Source organism: Aeromonas mytilicola subsp. aquatica, assembly GCF_044336385.1.
GTDB lineage: Bacteria > Pseudomonadota > Gammaproteobacteria > Enterobacterales > Aeromonadaceae > Aeromonas > Aeromonas rivipollensis.
The window spans coordinates 1,313,151-1,329,926 of the sequence record NZ_CP172298.1; the positions used below are offsets into that span (position 1 = coordinate 1,313,151).

Genomic DNA, 16,776 nt, shown 5'->3' on the forward strand with positions numbered 1-16,776 from the left:
AACAGACAAGCCGGGATTGCACCCGGCCAGGAGCAAAGATGACCTCTATCGTAATCAGTGGCTCAGGCCTCTATACCCCGCCCTTTGCCGTCAGCAACGAAGAGCTGGTGGCGGCCTTCAACCAGTATGTGGATCTCTACAACGAGGAGAACGCCTCCGCCATCGACGCCGGCCAACTGCCCGCCAAGCAGCATTCGAGCTGCGAGTTCATCGAGAAGGCCTCGGGCATCAAGAGCCGCCATCTGGTGAGCAGGGAGGGGGTGCTGGATCCCGACATCATGCAGCCCCTGCTGGCGGAGCGCCCCGATGACCAGCCCTCCATCATGGTGGAGATGGCGGTGGCCGCCGCCGAGCAGGCGCTGATCGCCGCCGGTCGCGAGCCGGGGGAGATAGATCTGGTCATAGTGGCGGCCTCCAACATGCCGCGTCCCTATCCGGCGCTCTCCATCGAGCTGCAGCACTACCTGGGGGCGAGCGGCATGGCCTTTGACATGAACGTGGCCTGCTCCTCCGCCACCTTCGGCATCAAGACGGCGGCGGATCTGCTGGCGGCCGGCACTGCCAGACTGGCCCTGGTGGTGAACCCCGAGATCTGCTCGGGGCACCTCAATTTCCGGGATAGAGACAGCCACTTCATCTTCGGAGACGCCTGCACCGCAGTGCTGCTGGAGCGGGAAGAAGATTGCAAGGTGGCCAACCCCTGGCAACTGGTGGCCAGCAAGCTGGTGACCCAGTACTCCAACAACATCCGCAACAACTTCGGCTTCCTTAACCGCTTCAGCCCGCGCACCCGCTATGGGGATGACAAGCTGTTCCGCCAGCAGGGGCGCAAGGTGTTCAAAGAGGTGCTGCCCCTGGTGTGCGACCAGATAAGCACTCAGCTCGATGAGCAGGGGTGGGCGGCAGACTCTTTAAGCCGGCTCTGGCTCCATCAGGCCAACCTAACCATGAACCAGTTCATCGGCCGCAAGCTGCTGGGCCACGACGCCAGCCAGCAGGAGGCGCCGGTGATCCTGGACAGCTATGGCAACACCAGCTCGGCGGGCTCAGTCATCGCCTTCCACCTGTTCAACCAGGACTTGCCGAGCGGGGCCCGCGGCGTGCTCTGCTCCTTCGGCGCCGGTTACTCCATCGGCAGCCTGCTGTTGCAGCGCCTCTGAGTGCCGCCATCCGGCGGCAGCAAAAAACCACCCGGGCGGGTGGTTTTTTTATGGGCCTGGGCTGGCGAAGATCAGGCGGGCTCTATGGCCGATACCAGGCAATCGGGCTCGCTGATGCGAAAACGCACATTGAGGTCGAACAGCCTGACGCCGTACTCCTTGTCGTCCGTCTTGCCCTTCTTGTAGGCGGGGCGGGGATCCTGGGCCAGTACCTCGCTCACCAGCTGGCGCAGCTCGGGGTGGGCCTTGAGCCAGGGCATGAGCTGCTGCTCCGCCTCCGGGGTGAAGCTCACCGCCAGCGGCGGTGTGGGGGCCTCGGGGGCGAAGCCGCCCCGGGCGTGGGGCAGGCTGTCGGCATAGGGAATATAGGGCTTGATATCGACCACTGGGGTGCCGTCCAGCAGATCCACGGCGCCGAGATCGAGCCACAGCTTGCCACGCTCTCGGCCCACCCCGTGCAGCTCGACCACGGAGAGACCGAGGGGATTGGGGCGGAAAGTGGAGCGAGTGGCAAAGACCCCGACCCGCTCGTTGCCGCCGAGGCGCGGCGGACGCACCGTCGGGTGCCAGCCCTGATCCATGGTCTGGTGAAACACGAAGCTGAGCCAGAGGTGGGAAAACTGCTCTATGCCGCGCAGCACGTCCGGCTGATCGTAGGGAGGCAGCAGCTCCAGGCGGGCGCGGGCCGATTTGACCAGGCCGGGCTGGCGGGGGATGGCGAACTTCTCCTTGTAGGGAGAGCGGATGATCCCTAGGGTGTCGATGTCGAACTTCATGGCGGATCCTGGCTGAAAACCCCGGCAATGTAGCACAGGCGGACCGAAAACGCAGGCGTCGCCACAGGAGGGAGCCCTTGCCGCCCGCTGTGATCCCGGTCGCAGTGCGCGGCATCTGAGGCTGTGCCCTGGCGTCAACTTGCGTAGGGTGGGGGGAGGAAAGGGATTGGCCGGGGTCATGGCACCGCGGCGCACAGGAGAGACAGGGATGAAACTGCTTATTATCGGCGGTACCGGGTTCTTGGGCCGCCACCTCACCTCGCTGGCCCTGGATTGGGGTCATGAGGTGACGCTGTTCAATCGGGGTCACCGTCAGCACCCTGACTGGCGCGAGCTGACCCAGCTGCAAGGGGACAGGGATCAGAGTCTGGACCCCTTGCTGGAGGAGGGACTGCACTGGGATCTGGCCATAGACACCTGCTGCTATGACCCAGCGCAGGCGGCCAGCCTCTCGGCGGCCCTGCTCGGGCGCTGCGAGCGGCTCATCTTCATCTCCACCATCAGCGTCTATCGGGACTTCGCCCGGCCCGAGATGGACGAGTCGGCGCCGCTGCACGAAGTGGCCCCCGGCGAGTCAGCCAGTGACTATGGTCCGCTCAAGGTCTTGTGCGAGGCCGAGTATCGGGCCCGCTGGGGGGAGCGGCTCTGCATACTGCGCCCCGGCGTGCTGTGCGGCCCCTTCGACCCGACCGGCCGCCTGGCCTGGTGGGTGCAGCGGGTGCAACAAGGAGGATCCTGGCTGTTGCCGGGGGAGGGGCAGGACAGGCTGCAATACCTGGACGTGCGCGACTGCGCCGAGTTCGTGCTGCGGGCCGCCGAACAGCGGCTGGAGGGCTGCTTCAACCTCGTCAAGCCTGGCATCTTGCTGGTGGACTGGGTGGAGCGTCTGGCGGCCCGCCTGATACCGGCCTCCCCCCTGCAACCGGAGTGGACCCCCTGGCCCGCCCTGATCGCGGCCGGGGTCGAACCCTGGCAGAGTTATCCCACGCTGCTGCCCAACACCCAGGCCGAGTTTGCCGGCTATGGCAGCATCAGCGCCGAGGCCGCCATCGTTCACGGTCTGAACTTCCGGCCGCTGGAGGAGACGGTTGCCGATCTGGTGGCGTGGCTGGAGATCAATGAGCAGACGCCCCTGGCTGGCATGACCCTGGCCGAGGAGGCGGCGTTGCGGCAGCGGGTGCGGGAGTTCTCACCGTCATAGGTCGGGAGGGGGGAGCGCAGAGGCAAACGAGAGAGGGCACCCCTGGGTGCCCTCTCTCGTTTTGCCCTGGCGTCAGCGCAGCAGCGCGCCGCAGCCGACCAGCAGCTCTTTCAAGATGCTGCGATGACAGCGGGACTCCTGCTCGCAATAGCAACCCACCGACAGCTGGGTGTGGTGGGAGAGGGCCGCCAGCAGCGCCAGATCGTGGCGGGCAGCGGGGCTCGCCATCTCGGCCTTGTACTGCTTGCAGAAGGCGGCCCACTGGGCCGGGGTCTCGGCGGCCTGGCCCAGCTTCATGGTTTCGGGACTGGGGGCCAGGTTGGGGAACCAGACGTCGTACCAATCCTGGCTGGCAAAATCGCTCTTGGACACGCCGCGAGGCGGACGGCGCACTGTGCCGATGCGCAAGCCTTCACCCTCGAGACGGGGGCTGCCGAGGCGGACTATGGCGATTGCCATGCCGAGACCTTACTTCTCTTCGGCCACTTTCAGCGCCTGGCCGTAGCAGATCACCTGCTTCAGGCAGCCAGGCACGTCGCTGAATTCGGCGCACTTGTCGAAGCTGACGCCGTTGCCGCCCATGTCGGCCACGCGGCGACGAGCCAGGGTGCGGGCCTCACCGGCATTGGGCACCGCCTGGTTGGCGTCGGCCTGGCAGGATTCGCCCTCGACTGTGCCGAGGTAGAGGTAGTTGAGGTCGGCGAGCTGGTTTTGCTCATAGATCCGGACGCCGCCCGGCTTGAAATACTCGTCGAAGTTTTCCTTGTCCAGATTGCTGTTGAAGGCGAAGTCGGCACAACCGGAGGCAATCAGGGGCATCATCAGGATCAGGCGTTTCATGTCGAGGTCTTGTTGAACAGTGAGGGGGGCCATTATAGGGGTCAGTCGCTGCCTGCGACCAGCCCCATTTTTCGCCCGGGAGGCGAGGTGTGACGGGGATCTTGGCACTATCCACAAGACAAGGGGCACATCAGTGCCCCTTGTTCATTTGCTTTCATCAGGCGGGAGCCAGCCGCTGGTGCAGGCTGCGGTAGTAGTCATCTTCCAGCAGCGCCCGGTGCGGGGCGCAGAGGCGGATCTTGCCCTCTTCCATCAGGGCTACTCTGTCCATCTGCTCCAGCCCCAGCAGGCGGTGGGAGATGAGCAGCAGGGAGCGCTCTGCCCCCAGCTTGAGCAGCAGGGCCATGATCTCCCGCTCGGTCTGGCTGTCGAGGCCTTCGGTCGGCTCATCCAGCAGCCAGAGCGGGGCGTCGTGCAGCAGGGCGCGGGCGATGCCGATGCGGCGGCGCTCGCCGCCGGAGAGGGGGCGGCCGCCATCCCCGAGCCAGGCATCCAGTCCGCTCTCGGCCTCTTCATCTTCGCCTGCCAGCAGGGTGGCGAGACCCACCTGAGTGAGAACCTCGGTCAGCCGCTCGTCGCTGGCGTCGGGGGCGGCCAGCTTGAGGTTGCCTCGCAAGGTATCGGCAAACAGATGCACCCGCTGGCTCACCACTGAGCAGGAGGCGCGCAGGGCCCCTTCGCCATACTGGGTCAGCGGTTTGCCATCCAGCAGTATCTCGCCGGTCTGGGCCGTCCACTCCCGGGTCAGCAAGCCCATCAGGGTGGACTTGCCACACCCTGTCTGCCCCAGCAGCGCCAGTTTCTCGCCGGGGTTCAGTTGCAGGGTGCAGCCTCGCAGCACGGGGCCGTCCTGGCCCGGGTAGGCGAAGTGGAGATCCCGTATCTGCAAGGCGCCTTGAGTCGCGGGCGCATGCTCCTCTCCCCACTCTGGCGCCTTGGCCTCTTGCAGTATCTCGTTGAGACGACGGGCCGAGGTGAGGCTGGTGGAGAGGTGCTGGAAGGCACCCGCCAGGGGCAGCAGCGCCTCGAAGCTCGCCAGGGTGGCGAACACCATGAGCGCCGTGATGGGGTCCGGGGTGCCACCGCCGACGCCGTGACCGGCGAGCCACAGCATCAGGGTCAGGGTCCAGCCGCTGAGCAACTGCACCGAGAAGCTGGCGAGGCCGCTCACCCTGGCCATGCGGGCCTGGGCCTGGATCAGGGCCTGCTCGGCCTGTTGCAGCTCGGCCAGCGCCTTGGGAGCAGCGGCGAACATCTGCAGCTCGGCATGGCCGTCCAGGTAATCCACCATGCGGGTGCGCATGGTGGATTTTTCGGCGATGAGTCGACGACCGGGGGCCCGACCGGCGAAATAGAACACCAGCGGCAGGGCCAGCATGCCGAAGAGCAGTATGGCCCCCAGGGTCAGCGCCAGGCGGCTGTCAAAGAAGGAGAGGAAGAACACCAGCCCGGCGCAGCTGAGCAGGGCCGCCCCTATGGGGGTGACGAGGCGCAGGTAGACGTGATCCATGGCGTCGATGTCGGCTACCAGACGGTTGAGCAGATCCGCCTGACGAAAACCGGCCAGGGTGCCGGGGGAGAGGGGGGAGAGTCGTTGCCAGAACCAGACTCGCAACCGGGTGAGCACCCGGAAGGTGGCGTCGTGGCTCACTACCCGCTCACCCCAGCGGCTGGCGGTGCGCACTATGGAGAAGAAGCGCACCCCGCCGGCCGGGGTCATGTAGTTGAAGGTGTCCCGGCTGGCGACCGCCAGCCCCGCCACGGCGGCGGCGGAGAGGAACCAGCCTGATAAAGAGAGCAGCCCCATCCCGGCCACCAGGGTGACCAGGGCCAGCAGCAGACCGAGGGAGAGGCTGAGCCAGTGCTGGCGGTAGAGACGCAGGAACGGCAGTAGATCAGTCATCGAGAGAATCCCCTGAACGTTGGGATAGCAGACGGGCGAAGGGCCCCTGTGCCTGGCAGAGTTGTGCGAAGTGGCCTTGCTCCACCAGCTGGCCGCGCTCCAGCACCAGTATGTTGTCCATCTGGCTGAGCTGATCGAGGCGGTGGGTGATCATCAGCAGGGTCTGGCCCACTGCTGCCTGTTCGAGTGTGCTCATGATGGCGCGCTCGGAGTGGCGATCCAGGCTGGCAGTGGGTTCATCAAGCACCATCAACTGAGTGGACTTGAGCAGGGTGCGGGCCAGGGCGAGGCGCTGGGCCTGACCGACGGAGAGGCCACCGGCCTGATCCCCGACCGGGTAGTCGAACCCCTTTTCTTTGGCAAATTCCCAGGCCTGGGCCCGCACCAGGGCCGCTTCCAGCTCGGCATCGCTGGCCGTGGGCCTGGCCAGCAGCAGGTTGTCTCTCAGGGAGGCGTGGAACAGCTGGGGGTTCTGGGAGAGCCAGCCCAGTTGCAGCCGCCACTGGCTCATGTCCAGCTCGGCGAGCTCCTGGCCGTTGACGCAGAGCGAACCGCGATAGGGGGCAAAGCCGAGCAAGGCGTTGACCAGGGAGCTCTTGCCCGCCCCGCTGATCCCGACCAGCGCAGTGCGCGTGCCTGCCTCAAGGGTGAAATCGATGGGGCCGACCAGCACCTTGCCCTCGGCGCTCAGCACCTCCAGGGCGCGGGCCTCTACCCTGATGGGGCCATCGGCCTGGAAGGGGGCACTCCCTGAGGCCGGTTCGCTGACCTCGGCCTCGAGAAACTCCAGCAACTGCTCGGCGGCGCCAATGGCCTGCGCCTTGGCGTGGTAGTGGGCGCCGAGTTCCCGCAGCGGCGCGTAAAACTCGGGAGCGAGAAACAGCACGAACAGGCCTGTAAAGAGCGTCACCTTGACGCCATAGTTGCCGAAGTTGAGGTGATCTATGTAGGAGAAGCCGAAGTAGACCGCCACCAGGGCCACCGCGATGGCGGCGAAGAATTCCAGCACGGCTGTGCTCAGGAAGGCGAGCCGCAGCACCTCCATGGTGCGCTCCCGAAAATCTTCCGAGGCGTCGCGAATGGCCTCACCCTCCGCCTGGGTGCGCATGAAGAGCTGCAGGGTACGCAAGCCCTTGAGGCGATCGAGGAAGTGGCCGGAGAGCCGCGCCAGGGACTGGAAGTTGCGGCGGTTGGCATCGGCGGCGCCGACACCCACCAGGATCATGAAGAGCGGGATGAGGGGCGCTGTGCCGAGCAAGATGATGCCGGCGGCCCAGTTGACCGGGAACACGGCCACCAGGATCACCAGGGGGATGAAGACGGCTATGGCCATCTGGGGCAGATAGCGGGAGAAGAACTCCTGCATGTCTTCAATCTGCTCGAGCAGCAGGCTGGCCCAGCTGCCGGCGGGGCGGCGCTGGATATAGGCAGGGCCGAGGCGGGCGAGGCGGGTGAGCACCAGCTCGCGGATGGCCTGGCGCACCGCACTGCCCGCCTTGAAGCTCGCCACCTCACGGCCATAGGCCAGCGCGGCCTTGGTCAGGGTCACCAGCAGCAGGGCAATAAAGAGGGGAATGGATTGCTCGGGCGTGGTGCCCTCTATGATGAAGCCGTGGAGCAGGGTGGCCAGCAGCCAAGCCTGCATCACCATCAGTATGCCCTGACCCATGCCCAGACCAATGGAAAGGCCGATCCAGCGCCGGCCATGGCCCGATTGTTTGCGCAACCAGCCATAGAGATGTTTCTGCTTGTTCTTGTCCATTACCACCCTCCTCGGTCGAGTGGCGCAAGACTATCGTCGCCCCCACGGCTTGGCAACCTCGCAGATCCGGGAGTGTGAACGTCTTTGTTTGAAAAAGCAGCTTCATGCTCAATAGTTGGTCGAACAGCTTGATTTATGGCAAAAAACACGAAGGCGGTGATTGCGCTCGCCGGCAAAATGCATATAGTAGAGGCCACTGACGCGGGTGTAGTTCAATGGTAGAACGGTAGCTTCCCAAGCTGCATACGTGGGTTCGATTCCCATCACCCGCTCCACATTCTGATACCCGGCACCTGTCCCGTCTTGTTGCTGCCTCCTTCTGGCACGTCTCTTCAGACGCCGATTCCATGCCTTGTATCTACTGCGTTCTTGATGCCTTGCGGGCATCGTATAATGGCTATTACCTCAGCCTTCCAAGCTGATGATGCGGGTTCGATTCCCGCTGCCCGCTCCAGCTTTCATGCAAAAAGCCCACTCGACTGAGTGGGCTTTTTGTTTTGGCGGGCTCGCGCGGTGGCGCCCGCCACAAACAGAAGAGGCGCCCACAGGCGCCTCTCGCTTCACCGGGCAGGGGATTATTCCTGCTCCAGCTCGCCACAGAAGCGGTAGCCTTCGCCATGAATGGTGGCGATGATCTCCGGAGTGTCGCCCACGCTCTCGAAGTGCTTGCGAATGCGGCGTATGGTGACATCCACTGTACGGTCGTGGGGCTTGAGCTCACGGCCCGTCATCTTCTTGAGCAGCTCGGCACGGGTCTGGATCTGGCCCGGGTTCTCGCAGAAGTGCAGCATGGCACGGAACTCGGAGCGGGGCAGCTTGAACATGTCGCCCGCCGGGCTGACCAGGGCACGGCTGTTGATGTCCAGCGCCCAGCCATTGAACAGGTAACGCTCTACCAGCTTCTTCTCTTCGCCACCGGCGGCCACGTTCATGGTGCGGCTCAGCAGGTTGCGGGCACGTATGGTCAGCTCGCGGGGGTTGAACGGCTTGGTGATGTAGTCATCGGCGCCTATCTCCAGCCCCAGGATCTTGTCCACTTCGTTGTCACGGCCGGTCAGGAACATCAGGGCTATGTTGTCATCTTCACGCAGCTCGCGTGCCAGCAGCAGGCCATTCTTGCCCGGCAGGTTGATGTCCATGATCACCAGGTTGATGGTGTGGCTGGTCAGGGCTTGATGCATCTCGTCGCCATTGTTGGCTTCCAGCACTATGTAGCCTTCGGCCTCGAAGATGCTCTTGAGGGTGTTGCGGGTGACCAGCTCGTCTTCGACGATCAGAATATGTGGTGTTTGCATGAGTATTCCCAGATTCTTATCAGTTAATTATCGAAATTTTAACACTCTTTGGCGTTATCCGACCGGTCCTGAAAATTTATTACGTCATCCTGGGTATGAATATCAGGTCGAATCATCGCGAATTTGGTATCTATGTTGGCAAACATCCCTGTGCCGCACATAGGCTCTCAACAAGTCTGATCGAGAGAAGCCTGGAAGGGTAGTCCATTACAAAAGTTGCTGCATTTTATCAGTTAACAGGCGCATAACAACACTCTTTGCCGTCAGATAGCAACTTTTTAACTCAGGTTTGATATAAGTCAATCCCGAGGTTCGCTGCATCATACTTGGGCTGGCCCGCTTTTTCGTCCTTAAGAAATGTAATGGGATGCAACATGTGGTTGACATGACTTTGTGGGAAAACTACAGAAATGTGTGTTTTATTGCCCCCTTCGCCCCGCCCCCCTGGCCTGCCTACGCCATCGTCACGGCATGGAATCCGGCCAGTCAGTGGGTGGGGGCGCGCCGCAACGCCCGGCGTCAACGTGCCTTGTCACGCCAGCTTGCCGATGTGCTGGTGATGGGGCCCGTGTGGGGCAGCGATCCGGATGAGTGCTGGCAGGAGGCGTCCCTGCTGCTGCGTCTCTCTCGGGCCGAAGCCATGCGGCTGGCCGCCCGCTTCGGGCAGAACGCCCTCTACTGGGTGGAGGAGGGGGAACTCTGGCTGGTGCCCGTCCTGCTGAAGGGGGCGCCATGCCACCTTGGCAAGCTGGCGTCCCGCTGGACTCTCAGATCCCCAGCATGATGAGAGGCTGTACGGGTCACACCATACGGGGATAGCGGCGGCTCGCTGGATTGTCAGCCTGTCCACATGATGAAAGAATGAGCGGACTCATTCACTCCATGGAAGGATGCTGACAATGCTGGATCTACTGCCCGACCTTTGCGATCAACATGGCGATGCCCTGCAGGTGGCAGAGCCGCTGTTTCACGATTATGGCGGCAAGCCGCTGTTTTACGGCCAGGCGGTCACCCTCTCCTGCTTCGAGGACAACAGCCTGGTGCGCGAACTGGTTAACCGTCCAGGTCATGGCAAGGTGATGGTGATCGATGGGGGCGGCTCCCTGCGCCGGGCGCTGCTGGGGGACCAGCTGGCCATCAAGGCGGTGGAGCAGGGGTGGGAAGGGATCCTTATCCACGGTGCCGTGCGGGATCTGGGTACCCTGGCGACGCTGGCGCTGGGGGTCAAGGCACTGGCGGCCTGTCCGGTCAAGACCGAGAAACGCGGACAGGGGGAGCTGGATGTGGTGCTGTCGTTTGCCGGGGTCAGCATAGCGCCAGGGGATTATGTCTACGCCGATCTCAATGGCGTGCTGGTCAGTGGCGCCAGGCTCCTCTGATCCCTCAGAAGTTGAAACCTACCCCCAGGGTGAGGAATTGCTCTGTGCTGAAGGCACTGAGGCCGTAGTTGGCCGTGATGGCCAGCTGCGGCGTCACCAGCAGGCTGCTGTTGAGCTCCACCAGGGTGCTGGCCTTGCTCACTTCCAGCTGTTTGAGCTGGCTGCCGATGTTGAGCGAGGGGGAGAGGCGGTAGCGCACCCCCGAGCTGATATTGAAGCCGGCCTGTTCGCTGTGGCGCCCCACTGCGGGCCCGGCCTCCATGTAGAGGCTGATGTCATCCTCTACCGGATACTGGTAACCGGTGTTGATGAGCCAGATATCGAAATTGTCGCCGGTATGGGTTTGGTTGCCGAGCAATACGCCGGAATAGCTTTTCACGTAGAGCTGGCTGTCTGATTCGGTCTGGAGAAAACTCCAGTCGGCAGCCTGGGCCGAAAAGGCGAGGCTTGATGCGAGTGCGATGACGAGAGACTTGACCATTCGTTTCCCCTCCCTGGGTCCGAACAGGACTACAAGCATGGCACATGCCAGCAGGGAGTAAAGGGAACCCCGATCACAATAAAAGAGTTTTAATCGACGCCAGAGTCGTGATAAACAAGCCCCCTCACTCTGTGTCTTCACGACTTTCTCCATCACGAGGTGAACTCATGAACAAGAAACTGACCCTGCTGGCCGCGCTGGCCCTGGGAGGCTGCGCCATGGCAACGGGTTCCACCCTGGCAGAGCTGCAAGCATCCACCTGGCAGCTGCAAGGGGCGAGCGGTGATACCTTCACCCTGCAGGTCGCCGGTGACAAGGTGGCGGGCAAGGGCGGCTGCAACCGCTACTTTGGCGGCATCACCCAGCAGGGCGACGGCGTATTGACGCTGGGCGCCATGGGCTCGACGCGCATGATGTGCGCAGGGGATCTGGCCGGCAAGGAGATGAACTACCTGCAGACGCTGGAGAAGGTGGCAAGCTTCCAGATAAGCGGCAAACAGCTGGTGCTGAAGGATGCGGGCAAGGCCACGCTGCTGACCTTCGATGCGGTGAAATAAGCGGGTTTGTCGTCAGGGGCTGTCGCAGCCTGACGCCAGAAAAAGGGACGCCACGGCGTCCCTTTTTGCTGCTCATCCCCCCCGTTGAAAACGAAAGCGCTTCTTGCGCCTGTAGGGATAGACATCCTCGAACACCCCCTCCTTGATGTTGCCCTGCAGCATCTTCCAGTAGTTGGCATCGAACAGCTCCTTGTGTACCTGCATCATGATCTCCCGCACCTGGGGCTTTTGCAGCAGGAAGGTGGCGAACTCCTCGGGGAAGATGTCGTTCGGGGCCACCGAATACCAGGGCTCGGCGCTCCACTCGTCCTCCGGGTAGCGCGGCGGCGGGATTTGGCGAAAGTTGCACTCCGTCATGTAGCAGATCTCGTCGTAGTCATAGAAGACCACCCGGCCGTGGCGGGTCACGCCGAAGTTCTTGAACAGCATGTCACCCGGGAATATGTTGGCCGCCGCCAGCTGGCGGATGGCGTTGCCGTACTCCTCCAGGGCGAGCCTGGTCTGCTGCTCGTCCGCCTGATCCAGATAGAGGTTCAGCGGGATCATCTTGCGCTCTGTGTAGAGGTGCTTGATCACCAGCTTGTCGGCTGTGATGGTGAGCGCCGAGGGGGCCACCGACTTGAGCTCGGCCAGGAGCTCGGGGGAGATGCGGTCCAGGGGAAACTCGAAGTTGGTGAACTCCTGGGTGTCGGCCATGCGGCCCACCCTGTCGTGCTGTTTCACCAGCCGGTATTTCGCCTTCACCTGCTCGTGGCTCACATCCTTGGGCGGGGTGAACTCGTCTTTGATCACCTTGAACACCACATCGTAGGAGGGGAGGGTGAACACGCTCATCACCATCCCCTTGATGCCGGGGGCGATGACGAACTGCTCCCGGCTCTGGGCCAGGTGCTGCTGGTAGTGGCGATAGAGCTCTGTCTTGCCGTGCTTCTGGCAGCCGATGGCGTTGTAGATCTCGTAGTCTGGCTTGCGGGGCATGATCTGGCGCAGGAAGAGCACGAACAGGGCCGGCACAGGGGCATAGACCATGAAGTAGGCGCGGGCGAAGCCGAATACGATGGAGGCCAGCTCAGGCTCGAAGATGACGGTGTCCACATAGATGCTCTGGCCCGTGCTGAGCAGGGGCAGGATGAAGGGATGCACCTCGCCTTTCACCCGAATGAGCCCCACCAGATAGGCCCCCTTGTTGCGGTAGAACACCTCCTTGAGCAGCTCGATGGCGAACGGCTCCTCGTGCAGTATGGCCGGGCCGCTCTCCGCCAGATGACGGTGAATGTCGATGATGTCCCGCTGCTTGTCCTCAAAGGGCAGGGTGAAGCTGTAATCCCCGAGCAGCTGGCTCAGGGTCTGGGGCAGGTGGGCAAGGTCGGTGCGATAGACTCGCAGCAGAGCGCTCAGATCCGGGTGCTCCCCCCGGCTGCGAAAGGGGTGGATGTAGAGGTTCTCGTCGCGGATGTTGCGATGGCGGAAGATCCGGCGATAGACGGAGTTGAAGAAGGACTCCGCCACCTCGAAGTTGTCACAGCGGGGCAGCAGATCGCTGAAGGCCCCCTTCACCTGCTTGAGCAGGGCCTGGGTCGGCAACTGCTCCCCCATCATCTGCTTGATGAGGGCCGTGGTGGCGCCGACGTGATGATCATAGAGGCGAATGCGCTCGCGCCCGGCGAGCTGCACCCCCAACCAGTCGCTGTTCTCGAAGCGGCTCTTGCTGCCCTGGGTTATCTCGAGAAAGCGGCTGTAAAACGATTCGAAACGCTGCAAGATCGTCTCGGCGACCGCCTGTTCCAATGGCTGCTGCATCTCTCTCTTCCTTGTGATGTATCGGGCCCATGGCGTCTGTGCCGCTAGGCAAGGGGCTCACTCGTCCGGCCACTATGGCAACATCCAAACATCTGTTCAAGTGGCAATGTTCGGGGATAAACGGTAGATTGCGCCCCTGTTTTGCCGGCGGTTTGCTGCAGTTCGCGGCGTCGGCCCTGTTCAGGAGAAACCCGATGAAACTCTATTTTGTACTGGTGGCCCCCGCTCGCGCGGCGAACGTGGGTGCGGCCGCCCGCGCCATGAAAACCATGGGCTTCGATGCCATGCGACTGGTGGGGAGCCGGGTACACGAAGAGGAGGAGGCGAGCTGGGTCGCCCACGGCGCCCAGGAGATCCTGGCCGAGGCAGAAGCCTTCGACACCCTGGAAGCGGCCCTGGCCGACATGGATCTGGTGGTCGCCACCACGGCCCGCCAGCGTGGCCGCTATCAGCACTACCTCACCCCGGCCGAGATCCGCGATCAGATCCGCGCCAAGCCTTCCCTTGGGAAGGTGGCCATCGTCTTTGGTTGCGAGGAGTCGGGTCTCTCCAACGAGCAGCTTGCCCAGGTGGATCTCATCAGCTACCTGCCCCTCAAGGTGAGTTATCCCTCTTTGAATCTGGGGCAGGCGATCATGCTGTATGCCTACGAGATGAGTCCGCTGCTGGACGAGCCTCAGGCGGTAGCAGAAAATTTTGATGGTGCCGGGCAGGTTCGCGTACTCAAATCAAAAACAGCAGAATTACTTGGTGAACTCGGAGTTTATCAGGATGAAAAACTGCATCAATGGGTAATGGACCGAGTGCCCATGCTGCCACAGCGGGATCTGAATATGCTGCATCTGCTCTGCAAAGACCTTGCGCGCCGATTTGGGCGTGAGTAGCAAAGAGGTTTAGGTTGACAGCCCAAGGTCCGGCAAGGTATTGCTAACAACCAGTTTCGTTCAAGAGTGTTCGTCATGCAGCTATTCACCAACATCATCACCACCACCATTATTACCGGTACCACCACAGGTGGCACTGGGGCCGGTTGATGCGCTGACGAACAAGCACAGAAATCTTAAAAGGCCCGTACCCACCCAGTACGGGCCTTTTTGTTGGATTGGTTTTTAGATTGAATTTCATAGATTTACAGGGAGAGAAAGCGATGAGAGTGTTGAAATTTGGCGGGTCGTCACTGGCCGACGCAGAGCGTTTCTTACGGGTCGCCGATATCGCGGTGAACACCCACGGCCAATCCCAGGTTGCCCTGGTGCTGTCGGCACCGGCCAAGGTGACCAACCACCTGGTCGCCCTGGTGGAGCAGACCAGTCGCGGCATGGATGCCAGCGCCACCCTGTTCGAGATCAACGGCATCTTCTCCCGTCTGCTGGCGGGCTTGAAGGCGGCCTACCCGGCGCTGGATGACAAGGCGCTGCAGTCTCGTCTCACCAATGAGCTGGATCAGGTCGAGCGCCTGATGCAGGGCATCCGCCTGCTGGGTCTCTGCCCGGACAACGTCCAGGCCCGCATCCTGAGCCGGGGGGAGAACCTCTCCATCGCCTTCATGCACGAGCTGCTGCGGGTACGCGGCCTCGAACTGGATCTCATAGTGCCGGAGCAGTTGCTGGTGACCGACGGCGGCTACCTCGAAGCCCATGTGGACATCGAGGCCTCCCGCCTGCGCTTTGCCGCCAAAGGCTTGCGCACCGATTGTCTCTACCTGATGCCGGGCTTCACCGGTGGCAGCGACAAGGGCGAAACTGTGCTGCTGGGCCGTAACGGTTCGGATTACAGCGCCGCCGTCTTGGCCGCCTGCGTGGACGCCGAGTGCTGCGAGATCTGGACAGACGTGGAAGGTTGCTACAACTGCGACCCGCGCCTGGTGCCGGATGCCTATCTGCTCAAAACCCTCTCCTATAAAGAGGCGATGGAGCTCTCCTATTTCGGTGCCAAGGTGCTGCACCCGAAAACCATCGCCCCCGTGGCCCAGTTCCACATTCCCTGCCTCATCAAGAACAGCTTCAACCCTCAGGGGCCTGGCACCCTGATCGGGGTCGATCAGGGGGATGATGATCTGAAAGTGAAGGCCATCTCGGATCTCTCCGGCATGTGCATGTTCAACGTCTCCGGCCCCGGCATGAAGGGCATGGTGGGCATGGCGGGCCGGATCTTCTCCGCCGTCTCCCGCGCCGGGGTCAGCATAGTGCTGATCACCCAGTCATCTTCCGAGTACAGCGTCAGCTTCTGTATCCACAGCTATGACAGCGACAAGACCCGCAAGGTGCTGGAGCGCGAGTTCGAGCTGGAATTCAAGAACCAGCTGCTGGATCCGCTCGAGATCATGAGCGATCTCGCCATCATCTCCCTGATCGGTGACGGTATGCGCACCAGCAAGGGGATGGCGGCGCGCTTCTTCACCTCCCTGGCCCAGGCCTCCATCAACATAGTCGCCATCGCCCAGGGCTCGAGCGAGCGCTCCATCTCGGCGGTGGTGCGGGATCGCAAGGTGGCGGAAGCCATCAAGGCGTGCCACCAGAACTTCTTTGGCAGCCAGCAGTTCATCGATCTCTTCGTGGTCGGTGTGGGCGGCGTCGGCGCGGCGCTGGTGGATCAGATTGCCCGCCAGCAGCCGGTGCTCGCCGAGCAGGGCACTGGCCTGCGGGTGGTCGGCATCGCCAACAGCCGCCAGATGGCGGTCAACAAGGATGGGCTGAGCCTCGCCAACTGGCGTGAGCAGCTGGTGGAAGCCCGTGACAGCTTCAGCCTGGAAGCGGTGAAGAAGCTGGTGGAAGAGAGCCATCTCATCAACCCGGTGATCGTCGATTGCACCTCGAGCGAGGCCGTCGCCGTCCAGTATGCGGACTTCCTGGCCGCCGGTTTCCACGTGGTCACCCCGAACAAGAAGGCCAACACAGGGTCGCTGGATTACTACAAGGCGCTGCGCCGCACCGCCCGCCAGACCCGCCGCAAGTTCCTCTACGAGACCAACGTCGGCGCGGGCCTGCCGGTCATCGAGAACCTGCAGAACCTGATCAAGGCCGGTGACAAGCTGCGCGCCTTCGACGGCGTCCTGTCCGGGTCGCTCTCCTTTATCTTCGGCAAGCTGGATGAGGGGATGGCTTTCTCCGAGGCGACCAAGATTGCCCGTGGCAACGGCTTCACCGAGCCGGATCCCCGCGACGATCTCAATGGCATGGACGTGGCTCGCAAGCTGCTCATCCTGGCCCGCGAGGCCGGCATGGCACTGGAGCTCTCCGATGTGGAAGTGGAGCAGGCGCTGCCACCTGGCTTTGATGTGAGTGGCGATGTGGAGTCCTTTATGGCTCGTCTGCCCGAGGCTGATGGCTGGTTCCGCGATCAGTTCGCCCTGGCTCAGAGCGAGGGCAAGGTGTTGCGCTACGTGGGCTCCATCGAAGGAGGCAAGTGCAAGGTCGCCATCAAGGCGGTTGGTGCCGACGAGCCCCTGTTCAAGGTGAAAGACGGGGAGAACGCGCTCGCCTTCTTCTCCACCTATTACCAGCCCATCCCCCTGGTGCTGCGCGGCTATGGCGCAGGGACCGAAGTGACTGCCGCCGGTGTCTTCGCCGACGTGCTGCGCACCCAGAACTGGAAGCAGGAGCTGTAACATGAGTTCAGCGAT

Annotated in this window: 15 protein-coding genes and 2 tRNA genes; 9 read left to right on the top strand and 8 right to left on the bottom strand. The window is 62.7% G+C overall.

What is annotated here, in order from left to right; translation table 11 throughout:
- Positions 1-38 precede the first annotated feature (38 nt).
- Positions 39-1,160, top strand: coding sequence for a beta-ketoacyl-ACP synthase III (locus ACFWHB_RS06235; RefSeq protein ID WP_395949685.1), 1,122 nt, complete (start codon positions 39-41; stop codon positions 1,158-1,160).
- A gap of 71 nt (positions 1,161-1,231) precedes the next feature.
- On the opposite strand, the gene tsaA is transcribed toward ACFWHB_RS06235, so the two are convergent.
- Positions 1,232-1,936 (bottom strand): tRNA (N6-threonylcarbamoyladenosine(37)-N6)-methyltransferase TrmO, encoded by a 705-nt coding sequence (gene tsaA / locus ACFWHB_RS06240; RefSeq protein ID WP_395949686.1) that lies wholly within the window; start codon positions 1,934-1,936, stop codon positions 1,232-1,234.
- Positions 1,937-2,144: 208 nt separating this feature from the next.
- On the opposite strand from tsaA, the gene ACFWHB_RS06245 reads away from it, so the two are divergent.
- Positions 2,145-3,137, top strand: a complete 993-nt coding sequence (locus ACFWHB_RS06245; RefSeq protein WP_395949687.1) for an NAD-dependent epimerase/dehydratase family protein — start codon at positions 2,145-2,147, stop codon at positions 3,135-3,137.
- Between the two features lie 72 nt (positions 3,138-3,209).
- Here the strand turns inward: ACFWHB_RS06245 and ACFWHB_RS06250 are convergent, their stop codons facing one another.
- The 4 genes from ACFWHB_RS06250 to cydD all read right to left on the bottom strand — a co-directional run bounded on the left by ACFWHB_RS06250 (position 3,210) and on the right by cydD (position 7,642).
- The gene (locus ACFWHB_RS06250; protein ID WP_395949688.1) at positions 3,210-3,596 is read right to left on the bottom strand and encodes a DUF488 domain-containing protein; all 387 of its coding nucleotides are present in this window, start codon (positions 3,594-3,596) and stop codon (positions 3,210-3,212) included.
- 9 nt (positions 3,597-3,605) lie between these two features.
- A complete protein-coding gene (rcsF, locus tag ACFWHB_RS06255) occupies positions 3,606-3,977 on the bottom strand; it encodes an Rcs stress response system protein RcsF (protein WP_005325859.1) in 372 nt (123 codons plus the stop codon).
- A 157-nt stretch (positions 3,978-4,134) separates the two neighbouring features.
- The gene (cydC, locus tag ACFWHB_RS06260) at positions 4,135-5,880 is read right to left on the bottom strand and encodes a heme ABC transporter ATP-binding protein/permease CydC (protein WP_395949689.1); all 1,746 of its coding nucleotides are present in this window, start codon (positions 5,878-5,880) and stop codon (positions 4,135-4,137) included.
- Positions 5,873-7,642, bottom strand: a complete 1,770-nt coding sequence (gene cydD / locus ACFWHB_RS06265; RefSeq protein ID WP_395949690.1) for a heme ABC transporter permease/ATP-binding protein CydD — start codon at positions 7,640-7,642, stop codon at positions 5,873-5,875. Before cydD ends, cydC begins: the two co-directional genes overlap by 8 nt.
- Positions 7,643-7,843: 201 nt before the next feature.
- On the opposite strand from cydD, the gene ACFWHB_RS06270 reads away from it, so the two are divergent.
- A tRNA-Gly gene (locus ACFWHB_RS06270) sits at positions 7,844-7,917 on the top strand.
- A 104-nt stretch (positions 7,918-8,021) separates the two neighbouring features.
- Positions 8,022-8,096, top strand: a tRNA-Gly gene (locus tag ACFWHB_RS06275).
- A 121-nt stretch (positions 8,097-8,217) separates the two neighbouring features.
- Here ACFWHB_RS06275 and arcA read toward each other — a convergent pair.
- Positions 8,218-8,937 (bottom strand): two-component system response regulator ArcA, encoded by a 720-nt coding sequence (gene arcA / locus ACFWHB_RS06280; protein ID WP_010673581.1) that lies wholly within the window; start codon positions 8,935-8,937, stop codon positions 8,218-8,220.
- Positions 8,938-9,322: 385 nt separating this feature from the next.
- Here arcA and ACFWHB_RS06285 point away from each other — a divergent pair, with 385 nt between their 5' ends.
- Positions 9,323-9,721, top strand: coding sequence for a DUF3293 domain-containing protein (locus ACFWHB_RS06285; protein WP_395949691.1), 399 nt, complete (start codon positions 9,323-9,325; stop codon positions 9,719-9,721).
- A gap of 115 nt (positions 9,722-9,836) precedes the next feature.
- On the top strand, positions 9,837-10,316 hold the full coding sequence (locus tag ACFWHB_RS06290) for a putative 4-hydroxy-4-methyl-2-oxoglutarate aldolase (protein WP_025327745.1): 480 nt from the start codon (positions 9,837-9,839) through the stop codon (positions 10,314-10,316).
- Between the two features lie 4 nt (positions 10,317-10,320).
- On the opposite strand, the gene ACFWHB_RS06295 is transcribed toward ACFWHB_RS06290, so the two are convergent.
- Complete coding sequence (locus tag ACFWHB_RS06295; RefSeq protein WP_395949692.1) at positions 10,321-10,797, bottom strand: hypothetical protein; 477 nt, start codon at positions 10,795-10,797, stop codon at positions 10,321-10,323.
- A gap of 167 nt (positions 10,798-10,964) precedes the next feature.
- Between ACFWHB_RS06295 and ACFWHB_RS06300 the strand changes: the two genes are divergently transcribed.
- Positions 10,965-11,354 carry an META domain-containing protein gene (locus ACFWHB_RS06300; protein WP_111910041.1) on the top strand — a complete coding sequence of 130 codons (390 nt, stop codon included), beginning with the start codon at positions 10,965-10,967 and terminating at the stop codon, positions 11,352-11,354.
- A gap of 72 nt (positions 11,355-11,426) precedes the next feature.
- On the opposite strand, the gene aceK is transcribed toward ACFWHB_RS06300, so the two are convergent.
- Positions 11,427-13,154, bottom strand: coding sequence for a bifunctional isocitrate dehydrogenase kinase/phosphatase (gene aceK, locus ACFWHB_RS06305; RefSeq protein WP_106886209.1), 1,728 nt, complete (start codon positions 13,152-13,154; stop codon positions 11,427-11,429).
- A gap of 194 nt (positions 13,155-13,348) precedes the next feature.
- On the opposite strand from aceK, the gene ACFWHB_RS06310 reads away from it, so the two are divergent.
- Together ACFWHB_RS06310 and thrA are read left to right on the top strand one after the other, a co-directional pair.
- A complete protein-coding gene (locus tag ACFWHB_RS06310; protein WP_395949693.1) occupies positions 13,349-14,038 on the top strand; it encodes a tRNA/rRNA methyltransferase in 690 nt (229 codons plus the stop codon).
- A gap of 263 nt (positions 14,039-14,301) precedes the next feature.
- On the top strand, positions 14,302-16,761 hold the full coding sequence (gene thrA, locus ACFWHB_RS06315; RefSeq protein WP_394294521.1) for a bifunctional aspartate kinase/homoserine dehydrogenase I: 2,460 nt from the start codon (positions 14,302-14,304) through the stop codon (positions 16,759-16,761).
- Positions 16,762-16,776: the final 15 nt, after the last annotated feature.

Coding starts and splice junctions, on each gene's coding strand:
- ACFWHB_RS06295 (WP_395949692.1), bottom strand. CDS start 10,797: ATGGTCAAGTCTCTCGTCATCGCACTCGCATCAAGCCTCGCCTTTTCG.
- tsaA (WP_395949686.1), bottom strand. CDS start 1,936: ATGAAGTTCGACATCGACACCCTAGGGATCATCCGCTCTCCCTACAAG.
- ACFWHB_RS06250 (WP_395949688.1), bottom strand. CDS start 3,596: ATGGCAATCGCCATAGTCCGCCTCGGCAGCCCCCGTCTCGAGGGTGAA.
- ACFWHB_RS06310 (WP_395949693.1), top strand. CDS start 13,349: ATGAAACTCTATTTTGTACTGGTGGCCCCCGCTCGCGCGGCGAACGTG.
- ACFWHB_RS06285 (WP_395949691.1), top strand. CDS start 9,323: ATGACTTTGTGGGAAAACTACAGAAATGTGTGTTTTATTGCCCCCTTC.
- ACFWHB_RS06290 (WP_025327745.1), top strand. CDS start 9,837: ATGCTGGATCTACTGCCCGACCTTTGCGATCAACATGGCGATGCCCTG.
- cydC (WP_395949689.1), bottom strand. CDS start 5,880: ATGACTGATCTACTGCCGTTCCTGCGTCTCTACCGCCAGCACTGGCTC.
- ACFWHB_RS06300 (WP_111910041.1), top strand. CDS start 10,965: ATGAACAAGAAACTGACCCTGCTGGCCGCGCTGGCCCTGGGAGGCTGC.
- arcA (WP_010673581.1), bottom strand. CDS start 8,937: ATGCAAACACCACATATTCTGATCGTCGAAGACGAGCTGGTCACCCGC.
- ACFWHB_RS06235 (WP_395949685.1), top strand. CDS start 39: ATGACCTCTATCGTAATCAGTGGCTCAGGCCTCTATACCCCGCCCTTT.
- thrA (WP_394294521.1), top strand. CDS start 14,302: ATGAGAGTGTTGAAATTTGGCGGGTCGTCACTGGCCGACGCAGAGCGT.
- cydD (WP_395949690.1), bottom strand. CDS start 7,642: ATGGACAAGAACAAGCAGAAACATCTCTATGGCTGGTTGCGCAAACAA.
- rcsF (WP_005325859.1), bottom strand. CDS start 3,977: ATGAAACGCCTGATCCTGATGATGCCCCTGATTGCCTCCGGTTGTGCC.
- ACFWHB_RS06245 (WP_395949687.1), top strand. CDS start 2,145: ATGAAACTGCTTATTATCGGCGGTACCGGGTTCTTGGGCCGCCACCTC.
- aceK (WP_106886209.1), bottom strand. CDS start 13,154: ATGCAGCAGCCATTGGAACAGGCGGTCGCCGAGACGATCTTGCAGCGT.